At 57.1% G+C, this 17,088-nt stretch carries 15 protein-coding genes; 8 read left to right on the forward strand and 7 right to left on the reverse strand.

Annotated features, from left to right (window positions below; translation table 11 throughout):
• From P0D96_RS35740 to P0D96_RS35765, 6 genes are all read left to right on the forward strand, one after another.
• Positions 1-667 (forward strand): sugar phosphate nucleotidyltransferase (locus P0D96_RS35740; RefSeq protein ID WP_408318361.1); only part of this gene is annotated, 667 nt, incomplete at its 5' end.
• A 340-nt stretch (positions 668-1,007) separates the two neighbouring features.
• Positions 1,008-2,645: a lipopolysaccharide biosynthesis protein gene (locus P0D96_RS35745; protein WP_408318363.1), complete on the forward strand. Its 1,638-nt coding sequence runs from the start codon at positions 1,008-1,010 to the stop codon at positions 2,643-2,645.
• Positions 2,646-2,654: 9 nt separating this feature from the next.
• Entirely contained in the window at positions 2,655-3,656 is a 1,002-nt protein-coding gene (locus P0D96_RS35750; protein ID WP_408179396.1) for a glycosyltransferase family 2 protein, read from the forward strand.
• Positions 3,653-4,303 carry an acyltransferase gene (locus P0D96_RS35755; RefSeq protein WP_132375822.1) on the forward strand — a complete coding sequence of 217 codons (651 nt, stop codon included), beginning with the start codon at positions 3,653-3,655 and terminating at the stop codon, positions 4,301-4,303. The genes P0D96_RS35750 and P0D96_RS35755 overlap by 4 nt, the downstream gene beginning before the upstream one ends.
• Positions 4,300-5,454, forward strand: a complete 1,155-nt coding sequence (locus P0D96_RS35760; RefSeq protein WP_408318365.1) for an NAD-dependent epimerase/dehydratase family protein — start codon at positions 4,300-4,302, stop codon at positions 5,452-5,454. The genes P0D96_RS35755 and P0D96_RS35760 overlap by 4 nt, the downstream gene beginning before the upstream one ends.
• A 119-nt stretch (positions 5,455-5,573) precedes the next feature.
• Positions 5,574-6,440, forward strand: a complete 867-nt coding sequence (locus P0D96_RS35765; RefSeq protein WP_408318367.1) for a glycosyltransferase family 2 protein — start codon at positions 5,574-5,576, stop codon at positions 6,438-6,440.
• Between the two features lie 240 nt (positions 6,441-6,680).
• Here P0D96_RS35765 and rffA read toward each other — a convergent pair whose 3' ends face one another.
• The 3 genes from rffA to P0D96_RS35780 all read right to left on the reverse strand — a co-directional run bounded on the left by rffA (position 6,681) and on the right by P0D96_RS35780 (position 9,432).
• Entirely contained in the window at positions 6,681-7,853 is a 1,173-nt protein-coding gene (gene rffA / locus P0D96_RS35770; RefSeq protein WP_342960091.1) for a dTDP-4-amino-4,6-dideoxygalactose transaminase, read from the reverse strand.
• Between the two features lie 276 nt (positions 7,854-8,129).
• Positions 8,130-8,351 carry a hypothetical protein gene (locus tag P0D96_RS35775; protein WP_408318369.1) on the reverse strand — a complete coding sequence of 74 codons (222 nt, stop codon included), beginning with the start codon at positions 8,349-8,351 and terminating at the stop codon, positions 8,130-8,132.
• Between the two features lie 826 nt (positions 8,352-9,177).
• Positions 9,178-9,432, reverse strand: a complete 255-nt coding sequence (locus P0D96_RS35780) for a hypothetical protein (protein WP_408318371.1) — start codon at positions 9,430-9,432, stop codon at positions 9,178-9,180.
• A gap of 21 nt (positions 9,433-9,453) precedes the next feature.
• On the opposite strand from P0D96_RS35780, the gene P0D96_RS35785 reads away from it, so the two are divergent.
• Both P0D96_RS35785 and rfaE1 read left to right on the forward strand, forming a co-directional pair.
• Positions 9,454-10,602 carry a glycosyltransferase family 9 protein gene (locus P0D96_RS35785; RefSeq protein WP_408318373.1) on the forward strand — a complete coding sequence of 383 codons (1,149 nt, stop codon included), beginning with the start codon at positions 9,454-9,456 and terminating at the stop codon, positions 10,600-10,602.
• Positions 10,565-11,626 carry a D-glycero-beta-D-manno-heptose-7-phosphate kinase gene (gene rfaE1, locus P0D96_RS35790; RefSeq protein ID WP_408318375.1) on the forward strand — a complete coding sequence of 354 codons (1,062 nt, stop codon included), beginning with the start codon at positions 10,565-10,567 and terminating at the stop codon, positions 11,624-11,626. The genes P0D96_RS35785 and rfaE1 overlap by 38 nt, the downstream gene beginning before the upstream one ends.
• Positions 11,627-11,791: 165 nt before the next feature.
• Here the strand turns inward: rfaE1 and P0D96_RS35795 are convergent, their stop codons facing one another.
• The 4 genes from P0D96_RS35795 to P0D96_RS35810 all read right to left on the reverse strand — a co-directional run bounded on the left by P0D96_RS35795 (position 11,792) and on the right by P0D96_RS35810 (position 17,086).
• Positions 11,792-12,925 (reverse strand): AGE family epimerase/isomerase, encoded by a 1,134-nt coding sequence (locus P0D96_RS35795; protein ID WP_408318376.1) that lies wholly within the window; start codon positions 12,923-12,925, stop codon positions 11,792-11,794.
• A gap of 110 nt (positions 12,926-13,035) precedes the next feature.
• Complete coding sequence (locus tag P0D96_RS35800; protein WP_408318378.1) at positions 13,036-14,271, reverse strand: glycosyltransferase family 4 protein; 1,236 nt, start codon at positions 14,269-14,271, stop codon at positions 13,036-13,038.
• 309 nt (positions 14,272-14,580) lie between these two features.
• Entirely contained in the window at positions 14,581-15,444 is an 864-nt protein-coding gene (locus tag P0D96_RS35805) for a sugar transferase (protein WP_408318380.1), read from the reverse strand.
• Positions 15,445-16,351: 907 nt separating this feature from the next.
• Entirely contained in the window at positions 16,352-17,086 is a 735-nt protein-coding gene (locus tag P0D96_RS35810; RefSeq protein WP_408179405.1) for an ABC transporter ATP-binding protein, read from the reverse strand.
• Between the last annotated feature and the right edge of the window lie 2 nt (positions 17,087-17,088).

Here is a 17,088-nt window from a genome sequence, read left to right on the forward strand (position 1 = left end):
CATCCAGTACGCGGTTCAGCCGTCGCCGGACGGGCTCGCGCAGGCATTCATCATCGGCCGGGATTTTGTGGGCAACGATCCGTCGGCGCTGATTCTTGGCGACAACATTTTCTATGGTCACGATCTCGCCGCGCAGCTCGAGCGCGCAAATGCGCGTGACAGCGGCGCGACGGTGTTCGCGTATCACGTGCATGACCCGGAACGTTACGGCGTAGTCGAGTTCGATAAGAGTTTTCACGCGCTCTCCATCGAGGAGAAGCCCGAAAAGCCGCGTTCGAACTATGCGGTCACAGGCCTCTATTTCTACGACAACCAGGTCTGCCACATCGCTGCGGACATCAGACCGTCGTCGCGTCGCGAACTCGAGATCACCGACGTCAACTCGTGCTATCTGCGGCGCAATGCGCTCGAAGTGGAAATCATGGGCCGTGGCTACGCGTGGCTCGACACAGGCACGCATGATTCACTGATCCAGGCGGCTACGTTTATCGAAACGCTGCAAAAGCGTCAGGGTTTGGTAGTGGCGTGTCCGGAAGAGATTGCATTCCGCCGACATTGGATCGACGAGGAGAAATTGCTCCAACTCGCCAAACCGCTCGCCAAGAATGCGTATGGCCAGTATCTGCTCAATCTTCCGAAGGATCAGGTGGCGTGGCCAAGCCGCTGACCCCGTCATGTTCGAATGGAGCGAAGCTGCTTCCGGCTTCCATGCGATAGCTCATACGCACCTTGCTGAACGTGCGCCGCCGCACATTTAAATTGAAGCTGCACAGGTACGCTTCAAGGCGTAGACCGCAGTGATGCGCATCGTGAGTTGGCTTGCGCATAAGTGTTCGTATGCGCGTCTGTTCACGCAGTCGAGGGGCGTTTGCCGATAGTCACAATACGCCCTGAGCCCGCATCAAATACTTTCGTAATACATCAAGTTTCACAAGTAGTCATTTTTCCCTATCGTCGAAACGCGTTGTGGTCAGCGCGAATTGTCATTCCGGCATCGACCGGCCGGAATGGAGGTGACATCTTTCGGTCGTTTGGCAGATCAAGCGCTCGCCCTAAGACACGTTCGCGATGAGTTGATATTGACGATGTCAATTCAGAATTCGCGGCGACTCTGGCGTACCTTCAGCCCTTACCTAATTTACTGGCAGACCGCGATGTTGAGACGAACCCTGCTCGCAAATTTCGTTGGACAGATGGTGACCGCGTTGCTCGGCATCGTCATGGTCCCGATATACGTGCGTCATCTTGGGGTCGAAGCTTATGGGCTGATTGCGATCAACGCGGTGGTTCTCGCATGGGTACTCGTTCTGGACTTCGGTCTTTCGCCCACGTTGTGCCGGGAGCTCGGCAGCCTGCGGGCCGGTACCGGTTCGAAAGCTGAAGTCGGGTTGTTGCTGGAATCACTGGAAAAGCTGATTCTCGGCACCAGCGCCATCCTGTTCGTCTTGTCGATCTTCATCGCGCCTTATTTCGCCGAACGATGGTTGAACGCGTCCACACTGCCTCCGAGCGTGATTCGTACGGCATTTGTGCTGATGATGCTGACTGCCATCGGGCGGTGGCTCGGTGCGCTATACCGTGGGGGTGTGGTCGGCATCGATCGACAGGTTGCACTCAACGGAATTGTCATCACCTTTGCCGTGATACGCACGGTGCTCGTTGTGCCGATCATCATGATCTGGCCGCGTATCGAGTTCTTCTTTGTTTGGCAACTTTTGGCGATTGTCGTAGAAGCGGCCGCGATGCGGACACTGCTCGGCCGTACGATCGACATACCGTTTCTGTCGACGCGTTTTTCATGGAAGGTACTGTCGTCCCGCGCGAAGCTGTCGCTGTCGATTGCATTGGCGACGGTGATCTGGGCCTGCACCACACAGATCGACAAGATCGCCCTTTCGAAAATCTTGCCGCTGGCGGATTTTGCGGTGTTCAGCCTGGCGACTCTGTTGGCGAGCGGAATCTTGTTGTTGGCCAACCCGATTCAACAGGCGTTCATTCCACGGCTGACTACAGAAAGCTTCGGCGGCGGGGAACGAATTCGCCAGATGTATGCACAGGCCACTGAACTGACGTCATTGGCGGTGATCCCGGTTGCGGCAGTGTTCATCTGTGCGCCCGAGGCCGTGCTTCGATTCTGGTCCGCAAGCGCACCGTTGAGTCCCGACGCATTGCGAACGATGCAATGCTATGCGGCAGGAAACGCATTTTCGGCGATCGCTTCGCTGGCGTTTATCGTGCAGTACGCGAAAGGGGACCTGTCGCTGCATCTGAAAGGCAATATCGGCTTTCTTGTCCTCTATGCGCCCGCGGTCCTATTTGGCGGCATTCATCTCGGTGCGGTCGGCGCTGCCTATGCGTGGGCGGGAATGAACTTTCTGCTCCTGTTCGGCTGGGTTGCGATCGTACATCGAAAGTTTATCCCCGGTATCAACGCCAGTTGGTATCGCGGCCTCGCTGCGCGTATCGCTGCGCTCACCCCCGTCGGACTGTTGTTGAGTTTCGCGGATCTCACAAGCTGTTCGCGTATTGGTCTGTTCTTTGTTCTATCAGGAGCGTGGCTCGCTATGGCCGCATTGACCATCGCGGTCTCGCCGATTATTCAACGAAAGGCTCGCCACCTGGCCGGGCGGCTGGTCCTCAACTGAGACAACAGCATGGATACTAACCTTTACCCTCCGGTCCAGGAGCAAGCCACGCCCGTACTATCGGTCATCGTGCTCTGCTACCGGCAAGGCGAGTATGTCGGTCCGTGCCTCCAAAGCGTACTCGACCAGAAGCTCGATGTGCCATTCGAGGTGATCGTGGGCGATGATAATTCGCCAGACAACTCCCTCGACGTCATCGAGTCGTTTCGATCGCGCTATCCGGATGTGATCAAGGTCATTTCGCACGACGCCAACGTCGGCTTCGCGGCGAACTTCGCCGATACCGTCGCGATGGCGAAGGGCGAATACATCGCGAACATCGACGGCGACGATGTCATGCTTCCTGGCAAGCTGCAGCGCCAACTCGATTTCTTAAGAGAGCATCCTGAATGCGGTCTCGTGGTCCATAGGATGCGCACGGTGGACCAGGATACGTTGGAGTCTGTGCCGTATCCACTACCCCAAAATAAGCCCGCAACGTTCGACGCCGAATTCCTCATCAAGAACGGACCGTACTTTTTTCATAGCTCGGAGATGTATCGGGCCCATCTGCGTCATCGCAGCCCCGTTGACGTAGGTCTGAAATCAGTCTGTGATGTGGCCCACCTGCTCCAGGTGGTGTTCGGCTGGCAAGGCTGCTACCTGGACGAAGAGTGGGGCCTTTACCGTGTCAACCGGACCGGCATGACCTCGACACGAATCAACAATCCCGAGCGTCATAGGGAATACATGGCCGACATGATCCAGACCTGCCAGATCGCGGCCGATCTCGGCATGGCGAGCGACACAGTCAACCGGGGGCGCGCAAAGTTCTATCTGACCTCGGCCATCTTCTATCTGGAGCATGGACACGAGGATAACTTCGAGGACTGCATCGAGTCGAGCTGGCGCGCGGCAAGAATCAGCACGAAACAGCTAGTTTTGTACTCGACGCGCCGGTGGCCACGTCTGTCACGCGCTGTCTATACGCGGCTCAAGCAAGTGACCGGACGACAACGGGCCCACGCATGAGTACCACCGTACAGGAGAACGAGCGTCCTGCCACTAAAAGATTGAGGCTTCTCGATCTGTGTAACCGCGCGCTTCTCGCTTGGTACCGACTCAAGACACGCCTGTGGTACGCGCATGTGTTCAAGTCGGTCGGCGCGAAAACGACGATCTTTCGTCCCATGCTACTCGTCAACGTGCATTACGCGTCGATTGGCGAGCGTGTACTGATTCGGCCTGGTGCGCGCATCGAACTCGTCGTGACGGATTCGGCTGCGCCGCCGCGGCTCACGATCGGAAGCCGGGTCAATATCGAGCAGAACGTTCACATCGTATGCGGCTCTTCAATCGAGATCGGCGACGGCGCGACCATTACCGGCAACGTTGCCATTGTCGATGTCGAGCATCCGTATGAGAACGTCAATGACACCACCCGCATTGGCGAGCGTATTCGCACGCGAGGTAACTATGTGGTGATCGGGCAGGGCGCTTTTATTGGATTTAGCGCAGTCATTCTGCCCAACGTGAAAATTGGCCGCCACGTCGTGGTCGGCGCGCATTCGGTAGTGACCCGCGACGTTCCCGACTATTGCGTGGTCGCAGGTAATCCGGCGCAAATCATCAAGCGCTACAACTTCGAAACCAGATGTTGGGAGAGGGAGAAACAATGAAAGTCCTGATTACGGGTGGCGCCGGCTTTATCGGCTCGAGTCTGGCGCGCAAGCTCTGCGCCAACAATGCGGAAGTCACGGTCCTCGATAACCTCTCCCCGCAGATTCACGGAGAGAATCCCAGCGTCACGTCTGCGATCTTCGCATCGTTGCCGGAAAGCGTGCACTTCGTGAAGGGGTCGGTGACTGATCGAGCCATGCTCGAACGTGTCATGCAGGGGCAGGACGCGATCGTTCATCTTGCGGCCGAGACGGGTACGGGCCAATCGATGTACGAGGTCGATCGCTATGTCGACGTGAACGTGCATGGCACAGCGCTGATTCTCGACATACTGGTGAAAAATAGCCGCAATTCCGTGCGCAAAGTGGTCGTTGCTTCGTCTCGCGCGATTTACGGCGAAGGCAAGTATCGTTCCCCGGCCGCCGGCATTCTGTATCCCGGTCCGCGGAAGGAAAAAGGCATGCTCGAAGGCCAGTTCGAGCATCTCTGCCCGGTAAGCGGCGAAGCGATGGAATGCGTGCCCACCGACGAGGAATCGAAAATCCATCCGACCTCGCTTTATGGCATTACCAAGCAGACTCAGGAACAGATGGTGATGACGACTTGCCGTTCTATCGGCATCGATGCGTCGGCGTTGCGTTATCAGAATGTCTACGGTCCGGGGCAGTCGTTATCGAACCCCTACACGGGCATTCTCTCGATCTTTTCGACGCGCATCAAAAACGGCAATCCGATCAATATTTTCGAAGATGGTTTGGAAAGCCGTGACTTCGTCTACATCGATGACGTGGTGGATGCGACCTACGCAGCGCTCACGAACGCGAACGCGGCGGACAACGTGTTCGGCATCGGTTCGGGCGTGCGCACTTCGGTCATGGACGTCGCCAAGACTTTGTGCGAGGTGTATGCCAGCGATGTCAGCGTCACCGTGACGGGCGCATTCCGCCTGGGCGATGTACGCCATGTCTACGCCGATTTGACCAAGGCAAGGGACATGCTCGGATTCGAGCCCAAGGTGTCGTTCAGCGAAGGCATCGCACGGTTTGCCCGGTGGGTCGACCAGCAGGAGGTGATGGCCGATACCTACGAGAAGAGCATCGCCGAGATGCGGGAGAAGGGTCTATACAAGGGCTGTGAACGCGCCGCATGACACATCGGTGTGACGCCCTCACGCTATGACGGAGGCGCCGCGACGGCCGCCTCCGCAACTCATTTGAAGGACGCGATATGTCAACGAGATATGGTTCGCCGCTGATCGGGATCGTCACCGTGCTGTATCGCTCCGATTCCGTGCTTCCTGATTTTTTCAAGAGTCTGGCAGCCCAGCGAGATGCGAATTTCAAGCTGTACGTGATCGACAACAGCGAGAAGGATACGGGGTGTGCGATATCGCGCGAGCTTGCGACTCTAAACGATATCCACGCCGATATCGTATTCAATAGCGACAATGTCGGCGTTGCTCGCGGCAACAATCAGGGTATAGAGATGGCGCTTGCAGACGGATGCGAATACGTTTTGCTGGCCAACAACGACACCGCCTTCCCGGATCCCGACGTGATCGCGGGACTGGTGCGGCACACCGAGGAGTCGGGTGCGTTGGCCTCGGTGCCCAAGATTACCTATCACGGCACCAATCGGATATGGTGTGCGGGCGGAAGATTCTCGCCGCTTACCGCCACCACGCCGCACGTGGGCGATCGGAAGGAAGATCGCGGGCAGTTCGACGAAGAAATGTTTACAGAATACGCGCCGACCTGCTTTATGTTGCTGCACAAAAGCATCTTTCAGACAGTCGGAATGATGGACGAAAAATACTTCGTCTATTACGACGACAGCGACTTCGTCTGGCGCATGAAGAGTGCCAATATCCGCCTGCTATACGTGCCGACATCGAGCGTCGGTCACAAGGTGGCGGTGTCTACCGGCGGTAATGAAAGTCCCTTCAGCCTGTTCTATACGGCGCGCAATCGCGTTTATTTCAGCCGCAAGCACCTCGCACCTGCACACCGCGCAATTGCGATTGCCTATGCCGTCGTCACGTTGACGGTCAAATGCGTGAAGTTTTCGCCGGCGGCCAGATCGAGCGTGTTCAAAGGACTTAGAGCCGGCTTCTCATTGTCAGTCGCCGATCATTGACTGAGGGACTGCGTGGCAGCGCTTCGTTACTCCGGCGTGCTGCCAATCTCCCGGCCCGCACCCGGGCACAAGCGATGGCGACGAAAGTCTACGGCGCGAGATAAGAGAACTCCGCGACGGAGGTCGGCAACATCATCACCCCCGCACCTTCCGGTGCGTGAGCACATCCGGGCCGCTGCCGACGACCTCTCGTCAACGCCCGGATGCGATTCGCACATGCGTGTCTAGCATGGTTCAGCCCTATTTCACCAGCGCGCTAAAAATATCGACCACGCGCATTTGTTGCGTTTCGGTCAAGCCGGCCCAGAGGGGAAGCCGAATCAGGCGTTTTGACTGGTCGATGGTAACGTCCAATGGGCCGCCAGCTTTGCCGTACCGTTGCCCGCCAGGCGATGAATGAAGCGGAACATAGTGAAATACCGAACCTATTTCCTGCCTTCTATATTCATCGAGTAGACGCTGGCGCACGTGTTCGTCTTCAACCAGAACGTAGTACATATGCCCGTTGTGCTGGCACTCTTTCGGCACGATCGGACGACGGAGCGCGCCTCGGCGCTCGAACGGCTCGAGAAGCGCATGATATCGCTCCCAGTGCGCGAGGCGCGCCTGAGTAATCTTTTCAGCACTTTCCAGTTGAGCCCATAGATAGGCAGCGATCAACTCACTTGGTAAGAATGAAGAGCCGACTTCCTGCCAGGTGTATTTGTCGACTTCTCCGCGGAGATAGCGGCTTCGATCAGTGCCTTTCTCACGGATTATTTCCGCGCGCCTCGTGAGGGCGGGATCGTTCACGAGCAACGCGCCACCTTCGCCCGAGATGATATTTTTCGTTTCGTGAAAACTGTAAGCTCCGAGGTGGCCAATGGAGCCGAGGCCACGGCCCTTATAGGTTGCCATGACGGCCTGCGCCGCGTCTTCGACGACTTTGAGTCCATGGCGCTGAGCGATGGATACGATCGTGTCCATTTCGCAAGCCACGCCGGCGTAATGCACCGGGACGATCGCTCGAGTTCGTGGCGTGATCGCCGCTTCGATCAATCGCTCGTCGAGATTCATAGTGTCTTCGCGGACATCCACGAAGACAGGCACGCCACCGCGCAGGACGAATGCGTTCGCCGTCGAGACGAACGTGTACGACGGCATGATGATTTCGTCGCCGGGTTGGATGTCCAGCAACAGGACTGCCATCTCAAGCGCGGCTGTGCAGGAGTGAGTCAGCAATGCCTTGCCGGCACCGCTTCTTTCCTGCAGCCACTCGTTGCAACGTCCTGTGAAGGAGCCGTCGCCAGCGAGCTTTTTACTGAAGTGAGCTTCTGCGACGTACTTCAGTTCATTACCCGTCATAGCGGGCGTATTGAAGGGAATACGATTCTCGTTTACCTCGATTCCAATTTGCGGCGTAGATCGGCTCATGAATAGTTCACCCCAACATGATCGAGAATCAATAGTTCTCGCTGCGACACATATTTGGATCTCGAAGCTGCCCGGCTTCAAGGCCCCGCGTTCCGGCGAACTCGCCAGGTGTTTCAATAAGCAAGTTGCGTGAAGTCCCTTGCTGTGGATCTCAACTGGAGATTGTTCTGTAGCGTGACACTTCGTCTGTCTAACAGATGGTGCGTGTGGACTGCGCGGCCTGCTTGTAGATCAGGCAAGGCGGAGCGTCGACTGGTACGAGATCGAACTGCTCGGTCAGTTGAGCAGCGACTTTCCTGAAGTCGTGAATGACCAAAAGCTCTGACGGCCGGATAGGCGCCGCAAGAAAATAGGAGAGGCTGCGAACGTCGCAAAGGCGATAAATGCCAGCAGTGTCCAGACAGGGTCCCGCAATAGATGAAGCATGTCGCGCAACGAAAAGTTACCCGCTTCGTTGTCTGCGCGAGACGATCCAAAACTGAGAATATGCGTGTTCAAAGGCGCCATCTCCAAGATTCGGGTAGCAAGCTTCTCGATGGAGCGACAAGCTTCGCCGCGTCCATCGCGACTTGCGCAAATGTGATAGGAATACCTCCTTTGCCACGTTGGAGTCTGTGGTTTAGCGCACGTTGCGCGGCGCCGATTCAGTTTAGGTAGGTGGATAGCCGACAGGCGGGCAAAACTATTTGTTTCGCAAATAGTGGTGTGGCAGGATTGATTACAGTTGCATTAATAGGCGGTATGAAGTTTCGCCCGATAGGAACCACGAAAGCCTGCATAAATTACTGAAGTGGCAATATCCCAACCAGGCGGCGCCCCTGCACGATGCCGGGTTCAAGTCGTGTCGCCATGCCTGAATCCTCGTGAGGCGGTGTTGTAGTGATCCGCATAAGCGCGGAGAAACAGATAGGTAGCTTCGCGCAGACCAAGTGTCCTTCGCGGAATAATTCTGCGGACTGGATATAGAAGTAGTACTTAGTATATCGATCGACCTTCCTGTGCCGGTCGTTCTGCGGCAAAAGCTTTCCGCAATGGGTGCCCCACATGCACTCGGGCATTCGAACGTTCGGCGCCGCACAGACAGCGCGCGTTCCAGCACGGATCATGCAGTTGCATCATCGGCCATTGCAGACTTTCGGCGCTCGATGCCGCCGACTGTTGTGATCTTCTGCTTCGGAGTGTGAGCCCTCAAAGGTATCGTCGGACCCGGTGTATGGACTGACGCGGGGCGGTCGAATGGCAGCGGCGGTAAGCCGAGCACGGTGCCTGTCGAGAGTCACGACCAGCTAACGGGAATCCACCGTCAAGGCACAAATTGACGGGATCAGCGAACAACGGTACAGCGGCGACGTTGGGTAGCCTGGATGACCTGATCCAGCGCGGTGCCTGTCAGATCATCCCTCCAGACGACCGAGGCGGAATTGGCGACATTGCTCGAACAGTACGACAACGTGAAGACCTGTGGTGACAAGCGCACGGGGGCATGCCAAGGCCATTCGCCCGGGCGCACGGTCGTCACGCCTATCGCACCCCAGCCGGCGAAGGTATGCAGCCGCTCGGGTTCTAGCTCGACGTTCAACTCGATGTTGCTGGACCTGAAATGAAAAATGAGCGCGGACAGAACCTTCTCAAGCGCGTCGACCTTATTGTCGGTGGCGCTTTCTTGTACATATTAGGGGCGCTTCGCAAAAAACGACGCCTGCCGGTTGAGTGCACGACAGCAGGCATTTTTGCCTTCGCTGCAATTGGCGACTCGATCTTGTCGTCGATAATTATTTCTGAGTTGAGGAAAGTCAAAAAGATTTCCAGAATAGTGATATTTGCATCACGAAGCAACGCGCGTATCTATGATCTGTTCGACGGGTTCGACGAAGTTGTCATAGTCCCTTTGACCAGCCCGTTGAACGCGCTCAAGGAAATAAAGAAATACGAGGTCGATGTCTTAATCGACACTTCGCAATGGCCAAGGATTTCGGCCATATTGGCAGCTTTCACGAAGACGAAGTTTACGATTGGTTTTAAGACCAGGAATCAATTCCGCCATTATGCTTATGATGCCAGCGTTGAGCATTGCGAAGGCCTTCATGAGCTGGATAATTTCAGAAGGCTATTGCGCCCCCTAGGCATCGAGTCGACGGAACATCCGAAAATCACCAAGGCTATTCGTCCTTCCAGTTTGCCGTTCGTCATTGACGATAAATATGTTGTTTTTCACCCGTGGGCCTCTGGAACAAATTTCGCCATGCGCGAATGGCCCATGGAGTGCTGGCGCGATCTTGCGCATGTATTGATTGATAGCGGGCACGCCATTGTCATCACGGGCGGTCCTGAAGATGCCACACGGGCTCAACAATTGGTTGAGCTGATCGGCAGCCAGAAGGTCGTAAGCGTGGCAGCCAAGGTGAGTCTGACTGAAGTGGTCGGAATAGTAAGGCGGGCGGAATGCATAGTTTGTGTGAACACCGGAATCATGCATTTGTCCGCAATGCTGGATACGCCGATGATTAGTCTGCATGGTCCTACCAATCCGTTTCGATGGGGCCCTGTCGGCAAAGAGCGTGGAGTCCTTGCTGTGTCTAAGCGAGAAGGCGGAATGTTCCTGAGCCTCGGATTTGAATATCCGAGAAATGCGAAGTACGTGATGGAAAAAATAAGCGTCGCTTCTGTCGCCGACGTTCTGAGTGAAGTTTATTCGATCAATTTAGGCCGCCATGACAAGAAACCCGCCGGTGAAGCTTTCGCCTCCTGATTTCGACTGCGCTCAATTAATGGTCGTAGGCGACGTTATGCTCGATTGGTATTGGCACGGTTCGACCTCGCGGATCTCGCCGGAGGCGCCCGTTCCCGTCGTCCATGTGCAAGCTGAAGAGACGCGTGTCGGTGGGGCGGGAAACGTCGCGCTGAACGCGGCAGCACTTGGAGCTCGTGTTCGCCTTCTCGGCTTGGCCGGGCAGGATGCGCACGCCGATCGGATCGAAGAGTTGCTGCGCGAAGGCGGGGTTGATTGCGTTCTCCAACGCGTCGCGGGCAGCAAGACGATCACCAAGCTTCGGATTCTTTCCCGCCATCAGCAGATGATCAGGGCGGACTTTGAGGACCATTTTCCCGAACGCAATGGAGATGAGCTGATTTTCAGCTTTGAGCGGCAGTTGCACGAAGTCGATGCGGTGGTCTTATCCGACTACGCGAAAGGGTCATTGCACGATTCGAAGAACCTCATCTCCGCCGCTCGCCGTGCAGGAAAACCCGTCATCATCGATCCGAAAGGAACGGATTTCGAGCGTTATCGCGGCGCCACCGTCATTACGCCCAACCTGTCCGAATTCGAGGCTGTCGTTGGGCGGTGCGAGAGTGATGCCACGATCGAGCAGAAGGGTGCCGCCCTTTGCGATGCGTTTGAATTCGAAGCGGCGCTCGTCACACGCAGCGAGAAAGGCATGACGTTAATTTCTCGCGGCCACGCCCCTTTGCATTTGCCAACGCGCGCGCGCGAGGTGTTCGATGTGACGGGGGCCGGGGACACTGTCGTTGCCACGCTTAGTGCCGCGCTCGGCGCGGGCATGCCGCTGGACGAAGCAGTCGTGCTTTCCAATGTCGCGGCGGGCATCGTCGTGGCTAAATTGGGAACCGCGACGGTCCGTCGCCCGGAACTCCAGCAGGCACTGCAGCTTGACTTGCATTCCGCAAGTCGAGGCAATATTCTCGCGCGAATTTCCCTATTACCTTGGCGAGCGAAACCCCGCTCTGAAAAACCGAGTAACGTGAGCACCTGACGCGCAGACGTGAGCGGGACGTCGAGAGCGGACACGGTGTGGACTCGTTGTGCCGGCTGGTGTCCCGCTCCCGCTCGATGCCCACATCGATTGGCATGCCGAAATGAACGAGTTCAGTCCCGCGAACCGAACGATCGCGCGGACCTTGTCCTTCTCAGGCTGCAATCACGCCGCAGCAATGCTGCGAGCGTCGCGAACTTCAGCCGGTAGCGCCGCGTAAGCGGTGGCGAGATGATAAGGCGTAGTCGACGGCATGTCGGCGCGCGACACGTCACCCGCGGCCGCCTTGCATTCGAACCAGCCTTGCGCGTGCAGAAACCGCTCGCGGAAGCGCTCGATCTGCCCGGGCAACACCGCACGCGCCGCGTCATCGTTGCGGGTGGCGAGTGCGCGCAGATATTCGCTTTGCGCCCAGATCCGCTGCGTGGCGTCCTTTACTCGACCGGCTTCATCGAGCGACGCGCACACGCCGCCCGTGACCGGATCCACGCCATGTTGCTGCGCAAACTCAAACGCGCGCGAGAGCGAGTCGTCGAGTCCCGACCCGTTCAATAGCGTGCCCGCTTGTCTGACCAGCCAGAACCATTCGAACTGATGGCCGGGCTCCAGACGGTTGTCGTCGACACCCAACGGCAGTTCCGCGATGCAGCCGGTCGGCGCATGCACGAAGGTGCGTTCGATGGCGTCGGCCAGCTTGCGCAACGCGAAATCGAACGCACTGTCCTGGGTCACTTCGCGCGCGGCGAGCCAGGCTTCGGTGAGATGCATCAACGGGTTTTGCACCGGCGTGCCGGTCACCGTCGAAAAATCCGCGTCGAGCGCTGCATTGAACAACCCATGTTGCGCGGCGAAACGCGTTTCGATTAGCGACGAGGTGCTATTGACGAGGTCGAGTGCATCGCGATTGTCGAAGCTTGCGGCATATTCAGCGCACGCGAAGACCAGGAACGCGTGCGTATAGAGATCTTTCGTCGTATCGAGCGGCGCACCTTGCGCATCAACGCTGTAGAACCAGCCGCCGCGCTGCTTGTCCTGAAAGTAGTGCAGCAGGGCTTCGAACAGCACATGGGCATGGGCTGCTTCGCCGGCTTGCGAGAAGACGAACAACTGCCGCGCGCACGCCATCGCGCGATAGCGTTCAACCGGCATCGGAACGTGGCCCGCGTCGGCGCTGACGGCCTCGTAAGGCAGATGCATCGCGGTATTGAAGCCGGGCCCGCGCCAGATCGGCAGGACGACGCGTGCGAAGTGATCTCGTAGCGTGGCGGCAAGATCGATCGTGGAGGCGGGCGTATTCATGCTGCGAAGCTCCTTCGAATAGGTCGTAAAAAAGGTCTTGCCGCAGTGAGGCGCGACGAGCTTGCAGATGCTTGGACCGGCGCATCCTGATAGGTGTTGCGCGATCCGCGCTAAACGCGCGAAGGCGCGGATCGCGCGTGAACCGGGCGAGCCACTCCGCCCGCGAGCTCACGCTCGAGAACGTCGAGCAATTGATGTGCAGACCGCTCCCACCGGAAGCCACGGGCATGCTCCCTTCCGCGTTCGCGCCAGGTTTCGCGCACCGCGGCGTCCTCCATCATCTGCGTCACTTTGTCGACGATGTCGTCGACCGAATGCGCGTCACAGTACATCGCAGCATTGCCGCATACCTCAGGAAGCGAAGCTTCACGTGACACGATGACAGGACATCCACAAGACATCGCTTCAAGCGGCGGCAATCCGAAGCCCTCATATAAGGACGGAAACAGAAAGCAGCCTGCGTTTTCGTACAGCGCTCTCAATTCGCCGTCCGATACGAATCCTGCGGGGATGATGTTTTTCGACAAGTCGTACCCTACCTTCGCCTGTGAACTGAAGACCCGCAAATCGCATCCGCCAACGACAACAAACTTCAAGTCATGGCGGTCACTCAGGCGCTCCATCGCGGCAACTATGCGTGGAAGGTTCTTTCCTACCGAGAGATTTCCGACAGCGAGCACGTATCCGTCGTTCTGCAGGTTCAACCGCGACAGAATCGCCGTGTCCGGTGCGATCTTTTCAAAGTGGTCCACGCCATTCAGGACCACCGAAATGCGTGACGCGTCGATGCCAAGGCGCTCCATGATTCGTGTCTTAGAGAATTCCGACACCGTCACGATGTGACTAGCGTTGCGCTTCAGCAGAGAAAACGCAACGCGATACCAGAGCCTGTACTTCCACGAGTAATTTTCCGGTAGATCGTAGATCGCAACGTCGTGCATCATCACGACCTGCCGGCGAGCGAACAAGGGGCCCATATTGCAAAGGCTGAGAAGCGTTCGGCCGCCAATCGCGAATGGCAGTGCCAGTTGCTCCCATAGAGAACCCTTCAGCCACCGGCCGATCATTTTTGCTTTCGGCAAGACAACGTCAGTTCGTGCGTTCGAGGGAATCAACAAGGGCAGGTCGGCTTCCTCAGGAAACAGACGCTGGAACGCCATCGCCAGTTCATAACCGACACGTTGCACTCCTGTTATGCGTTGAGACGCAAACTTGCCATTGATTGCAAACCCAGCAGACGGACCCCGCCAATGAGAGTCTCGCGCCGAGCCAGCGTCGGCTGGCAACGCAGTCTGAACGGGGGCCTCTTCCCGGTGCACGTTGGACCGCTCCGCTAACTGTTTCATCAGATATCGCTCCGGTATGCCAGTCGATGTAAGCATCGAGAAGGCGCTGTCAGCCAGCACAAACGTTCACCGCTCGGCCTTCATATGAAATTGCCGCGACAGAACGTTCGAGGGGAGAGAGAAGGTAAGTTGTCGGGTGCTTCGCTACGCCGTGAGAATTCAACGCAGTCTTCGTGACTTTCACTGGCGAGACGATTCGAGATCATGCACGCCACGGAGAGCGTGCCTGTAGAAGCCGATTCGACGACGTGAACAATTTGCATGGGCACTCCATACGGATTACTTTGCTGTGCCGGGCGTACACGATGTTCAATACGCCCCGCTTCCGTCGAAGACCACTTTGAATGTTCTCAGCAGAATGCTGATGTCGAGCAGGGTCGAGCGTTCCTTCACGTACGAGACGTCCAGTGCGACTCTCGTTGCGTAGTCAACGTTATTTCGTCCGCTGACTTGCCACAATCCTGTCACGCCGGGCCTGACCGACAGGTAATAGTGGGCGTCGGAGCCATAGCGTTCCAGTTCCTTGGTGATGATGGGGCGAGGACCGACGAGACTCATGTCGCCCCGAAGGACATTCCAGAGTTGAGGCAGTTCATCGAGGCTCGACTTGCGCAGAAACCGGCCGACGGTGGTGATGCGTACATCGTTCTTCAGTTTGAAATCGCGATTCCATTCCTCGCGCGCATTGGCGTCGGTGGCAAGGAGCTCGGCAAGAACGACGTCGGCCTTCGGCACCATGGAGCGGAATTTCAGACAGCGAAACGATCGTCCGCCTCTTCCAACGCGCGGATGGCCAAAGAAAGCCGACCCGCCGTCGCTCAGCACGACGCAAGCTATGACGAGAAGAATCGGCAGCAGCACAAGGAGCAAGGCGGATGCGCCGAGAATATCGAAAGTGCGTTTCGTGAAGTCACCTTTTCTCGACGGGATGTCAGAGTCATTAGCCGCCGACAACGTACGGCGAGCCACGGGGCCTGCAGCGGTATCCGCGGACACGTCCGCAGAAAGGGACTCGTCGGCGCGGTTCAATTCCGAGGTGCTATCCACATGTGAAGCTGAAAAGCCGCGGCCGCCCAATTCAGGATGATCGGCGTGTGAACGACTTTCGTAGCGGGCATCGAAAGGATTGACGTCCTTTGACACTGATTCCGATACCTTGCCGACTAAAGCCATTGCTGCCCCCGGTGCGAAGTTCGTTGACGAGTACATCAGTGTTTCGGCATTGCAAGTCGTGCCGGTTATTTCGGCGGACAACGCGAGATAGGAAAATAGGGATATAGCAATCTTTAATTGCTATAAAAAGTACTTCAGATAATTAAGAAGAAAAGATCAAGAAAAATTAATAAAAAAACTTCTCCTACGAAGCAGGGGCGCACGCTAGAAGCATGCGAAGCATCGCATTCCCCGGCAACATAAATCCTAATTATTTCAGTAGAAAGTATAGCTTGGCAATTCGGCGTCCGTTTGCGGACAAGTCGTAAAATGCCGATGTCTTGGCCGACTCAGAAAGATATGCCAATCAGTGTCGCGATACATTTGACGGCCACCGTTGGCACTACGAAAATGTTGATCGTTATCAAAATTCCAATTGTCACAGCCGAAGCCGGATGCGATAGGTAAACCGGTTTCACGTGGCAGGCCGCCTCTGGCCATTCCCGCATTGACCCACGATGGCGATCAATTCAATAAATACGCGCCCGCTCCGTGTTTGGTCGAGCATGTGTAGACGTAGAGTATCTGTACGAATGCCGCTACTCCGTTCGGTACAGCACACAAAGCTCGGTTAGGGCATGCGTCAATCGCCGCATCCATGTGTATGATGAAAGCGGCTTGCCGCGCAGACGCCGGGCTCCGACGAGATGAGTGTGGATGGCCGTCGCAACGTATTGCGCGTTCGTGTTCCGGATTCCAGCCACGCCTATGGCGAGAATTCCGTTGCCTTAAGTGTGCTGGCTAGGCCGCCAGAAGAGTGTTCGATCTCGCACGGAATATGCTAAATCTTTCATCTGGCTTGTCGAGTTGAAAGAGAAGGTTGCGTGCGCAACCTGCACGGTTCGTGCCACGCACTAGCCGATGCACCTCAGTGAGTGGCCCCCAGGTACGCCGCCTTCACCGAGGGATCGTTGCGCAACTCCGCCGCGGGCCCATGCGCCGCGATCTTGCCGTTCTCAAGCACATAGCCATAATCGGCCACATTGAGCGCCGCGGCGGCGAACTGCTCGACCAGTAACATGGTGACGCCCTGACTCTTCAGATTCCCGATGATGCGAAACACCTCTTCGACCAGAATGGGCGCGAGTCCCATCGACGGTTCGTCGAGCAAGACCAACTCCGGGTTCATCATGATCGCGCGCGCCATGGCCAGCATCTGTTGCTCACCGCCGGAAAGCGTGCCGGCCAGTTGGTGACGCCGCTCCTTGAGCCGCGGAAACATCTCGATCGCGCGCTCCAGATCGGCCTTCACGTCGCCGCGCGGCCGCGCCGATGTCAGGCGCGGAAACGCGCCGAGCATCAGGTTGTCGGTCACGCTCATGGTCGCGAACACGCGCCGGCCTTCCGGCGAATGCGCGAGCCCGAGCCGTGCGATGCGATGTGACTCCAACGCGTCGATGCGCTTCGCGTTCGCGCCGATGCCCATCGTAATCTCGCCGGCACTCGGCCGGATCATGCCGGAGATCGCCCGCATCGTCGTCGTTTTGCCCGCGCCGTTCGAGCCGATCAGCGTGACAACCGACGCCTTCGGCACATCGATCGAAATGCCGTGCAGCACTTTGACCTTGCCGTAGCCCGCATGCAGATTTCTGATCGATAACATGT

This window comes from Paraburkholderia sp. RL17-347-BIC-D, assembly GCF_046027915.1.
Taxonomy (GTDB): Bacteria; Pseudomonadota; Gammaproteobacteria; order Burkholderiales; family Burkholderiaceae; genus Paraburkholderia.

Excerpts from the sequence above, each read along its gene's own strand:
- P0D96_RS35745 (WP_408318363.1), top strand. The coding sequence starts at position 1,008 with ATGGAGGTGACATCTTTCGGTCGTTTGGCAGATCAAGCGCTCGCCCTA.
- P0D96_RS35750 (WP_408179396.1), top strand. The coding sequence starts at position 2,655 with ATGGATACTAACCTTTACCCTCCGGTCCAGGAGCAAGCCACGCCCGTA.
- P0D96_RS35755 (WP_132375822.1), top strand. The coding sequence starts at position 3,653 with ATGAGTACCACCGTACAGGAGAACGAGCGTCCTGCCACTAAAAGATTG.
- P0D96_RS35760 (WP_408318365.1), top strand. The coding sequence starts at position 4,300 with ATGAAAGTCCTGATTACGGGTGGCGCCGGCTTTATCGGCTCGAGTCTG.
- rffA (WP_342960091.1), bottom strand. The coding sequence starts at position 7,853 with ATGAGCCGATCTACGCCGCAAATTGGAATCGAGGTAAACGAGAATCGT.
- P0D96_RS35785 (WP_408318373.1), top strand. The coding sequence starts at position 9,454 with ATGAAAAATGAGCGCGGACAGAACCTTCTCAAGCGCGTCGACCTTATT.
- rfaE1 (WP_408318375.1), top strand. The coding sequence starts at position 10,565 with ATGACAAGAAACCCGCCGGTGAAGCTTTCGCCTCCTGATTTCGACTGC.
- P0D96_RS35795 (WP_408318376.1), bottom strand. The coding sequence starts at position 12,925 with ATGAATACGCCCGCCTCCACGATCGATCTTGCCGCCACGCTACGAGAT.
- P0D96_RS35800 (WP_408318378.1), bottom strand. The coding sequence starts at position 14,271 with ATGAAACAGTTAGCGGAGCGGTCCAACGTGCACCGGGAAGAGGCCCCC.
- P0D96_RS35805 (WP_408318380.1), bottom strand. The coding sequence starts at position 15,444 with ATGGCTTTAGTCGGCAAGGTATCGGAATCAGTGTCAAAGGACGTCAAT.
- P0D96_RS35810 (WP_408179405.1), bottom strand. The coding sequence starts at position 17,086 with ATGTTATCGATCAGAAATCTGCATGCGGGCTACGGCAAGGTCAAAGTG.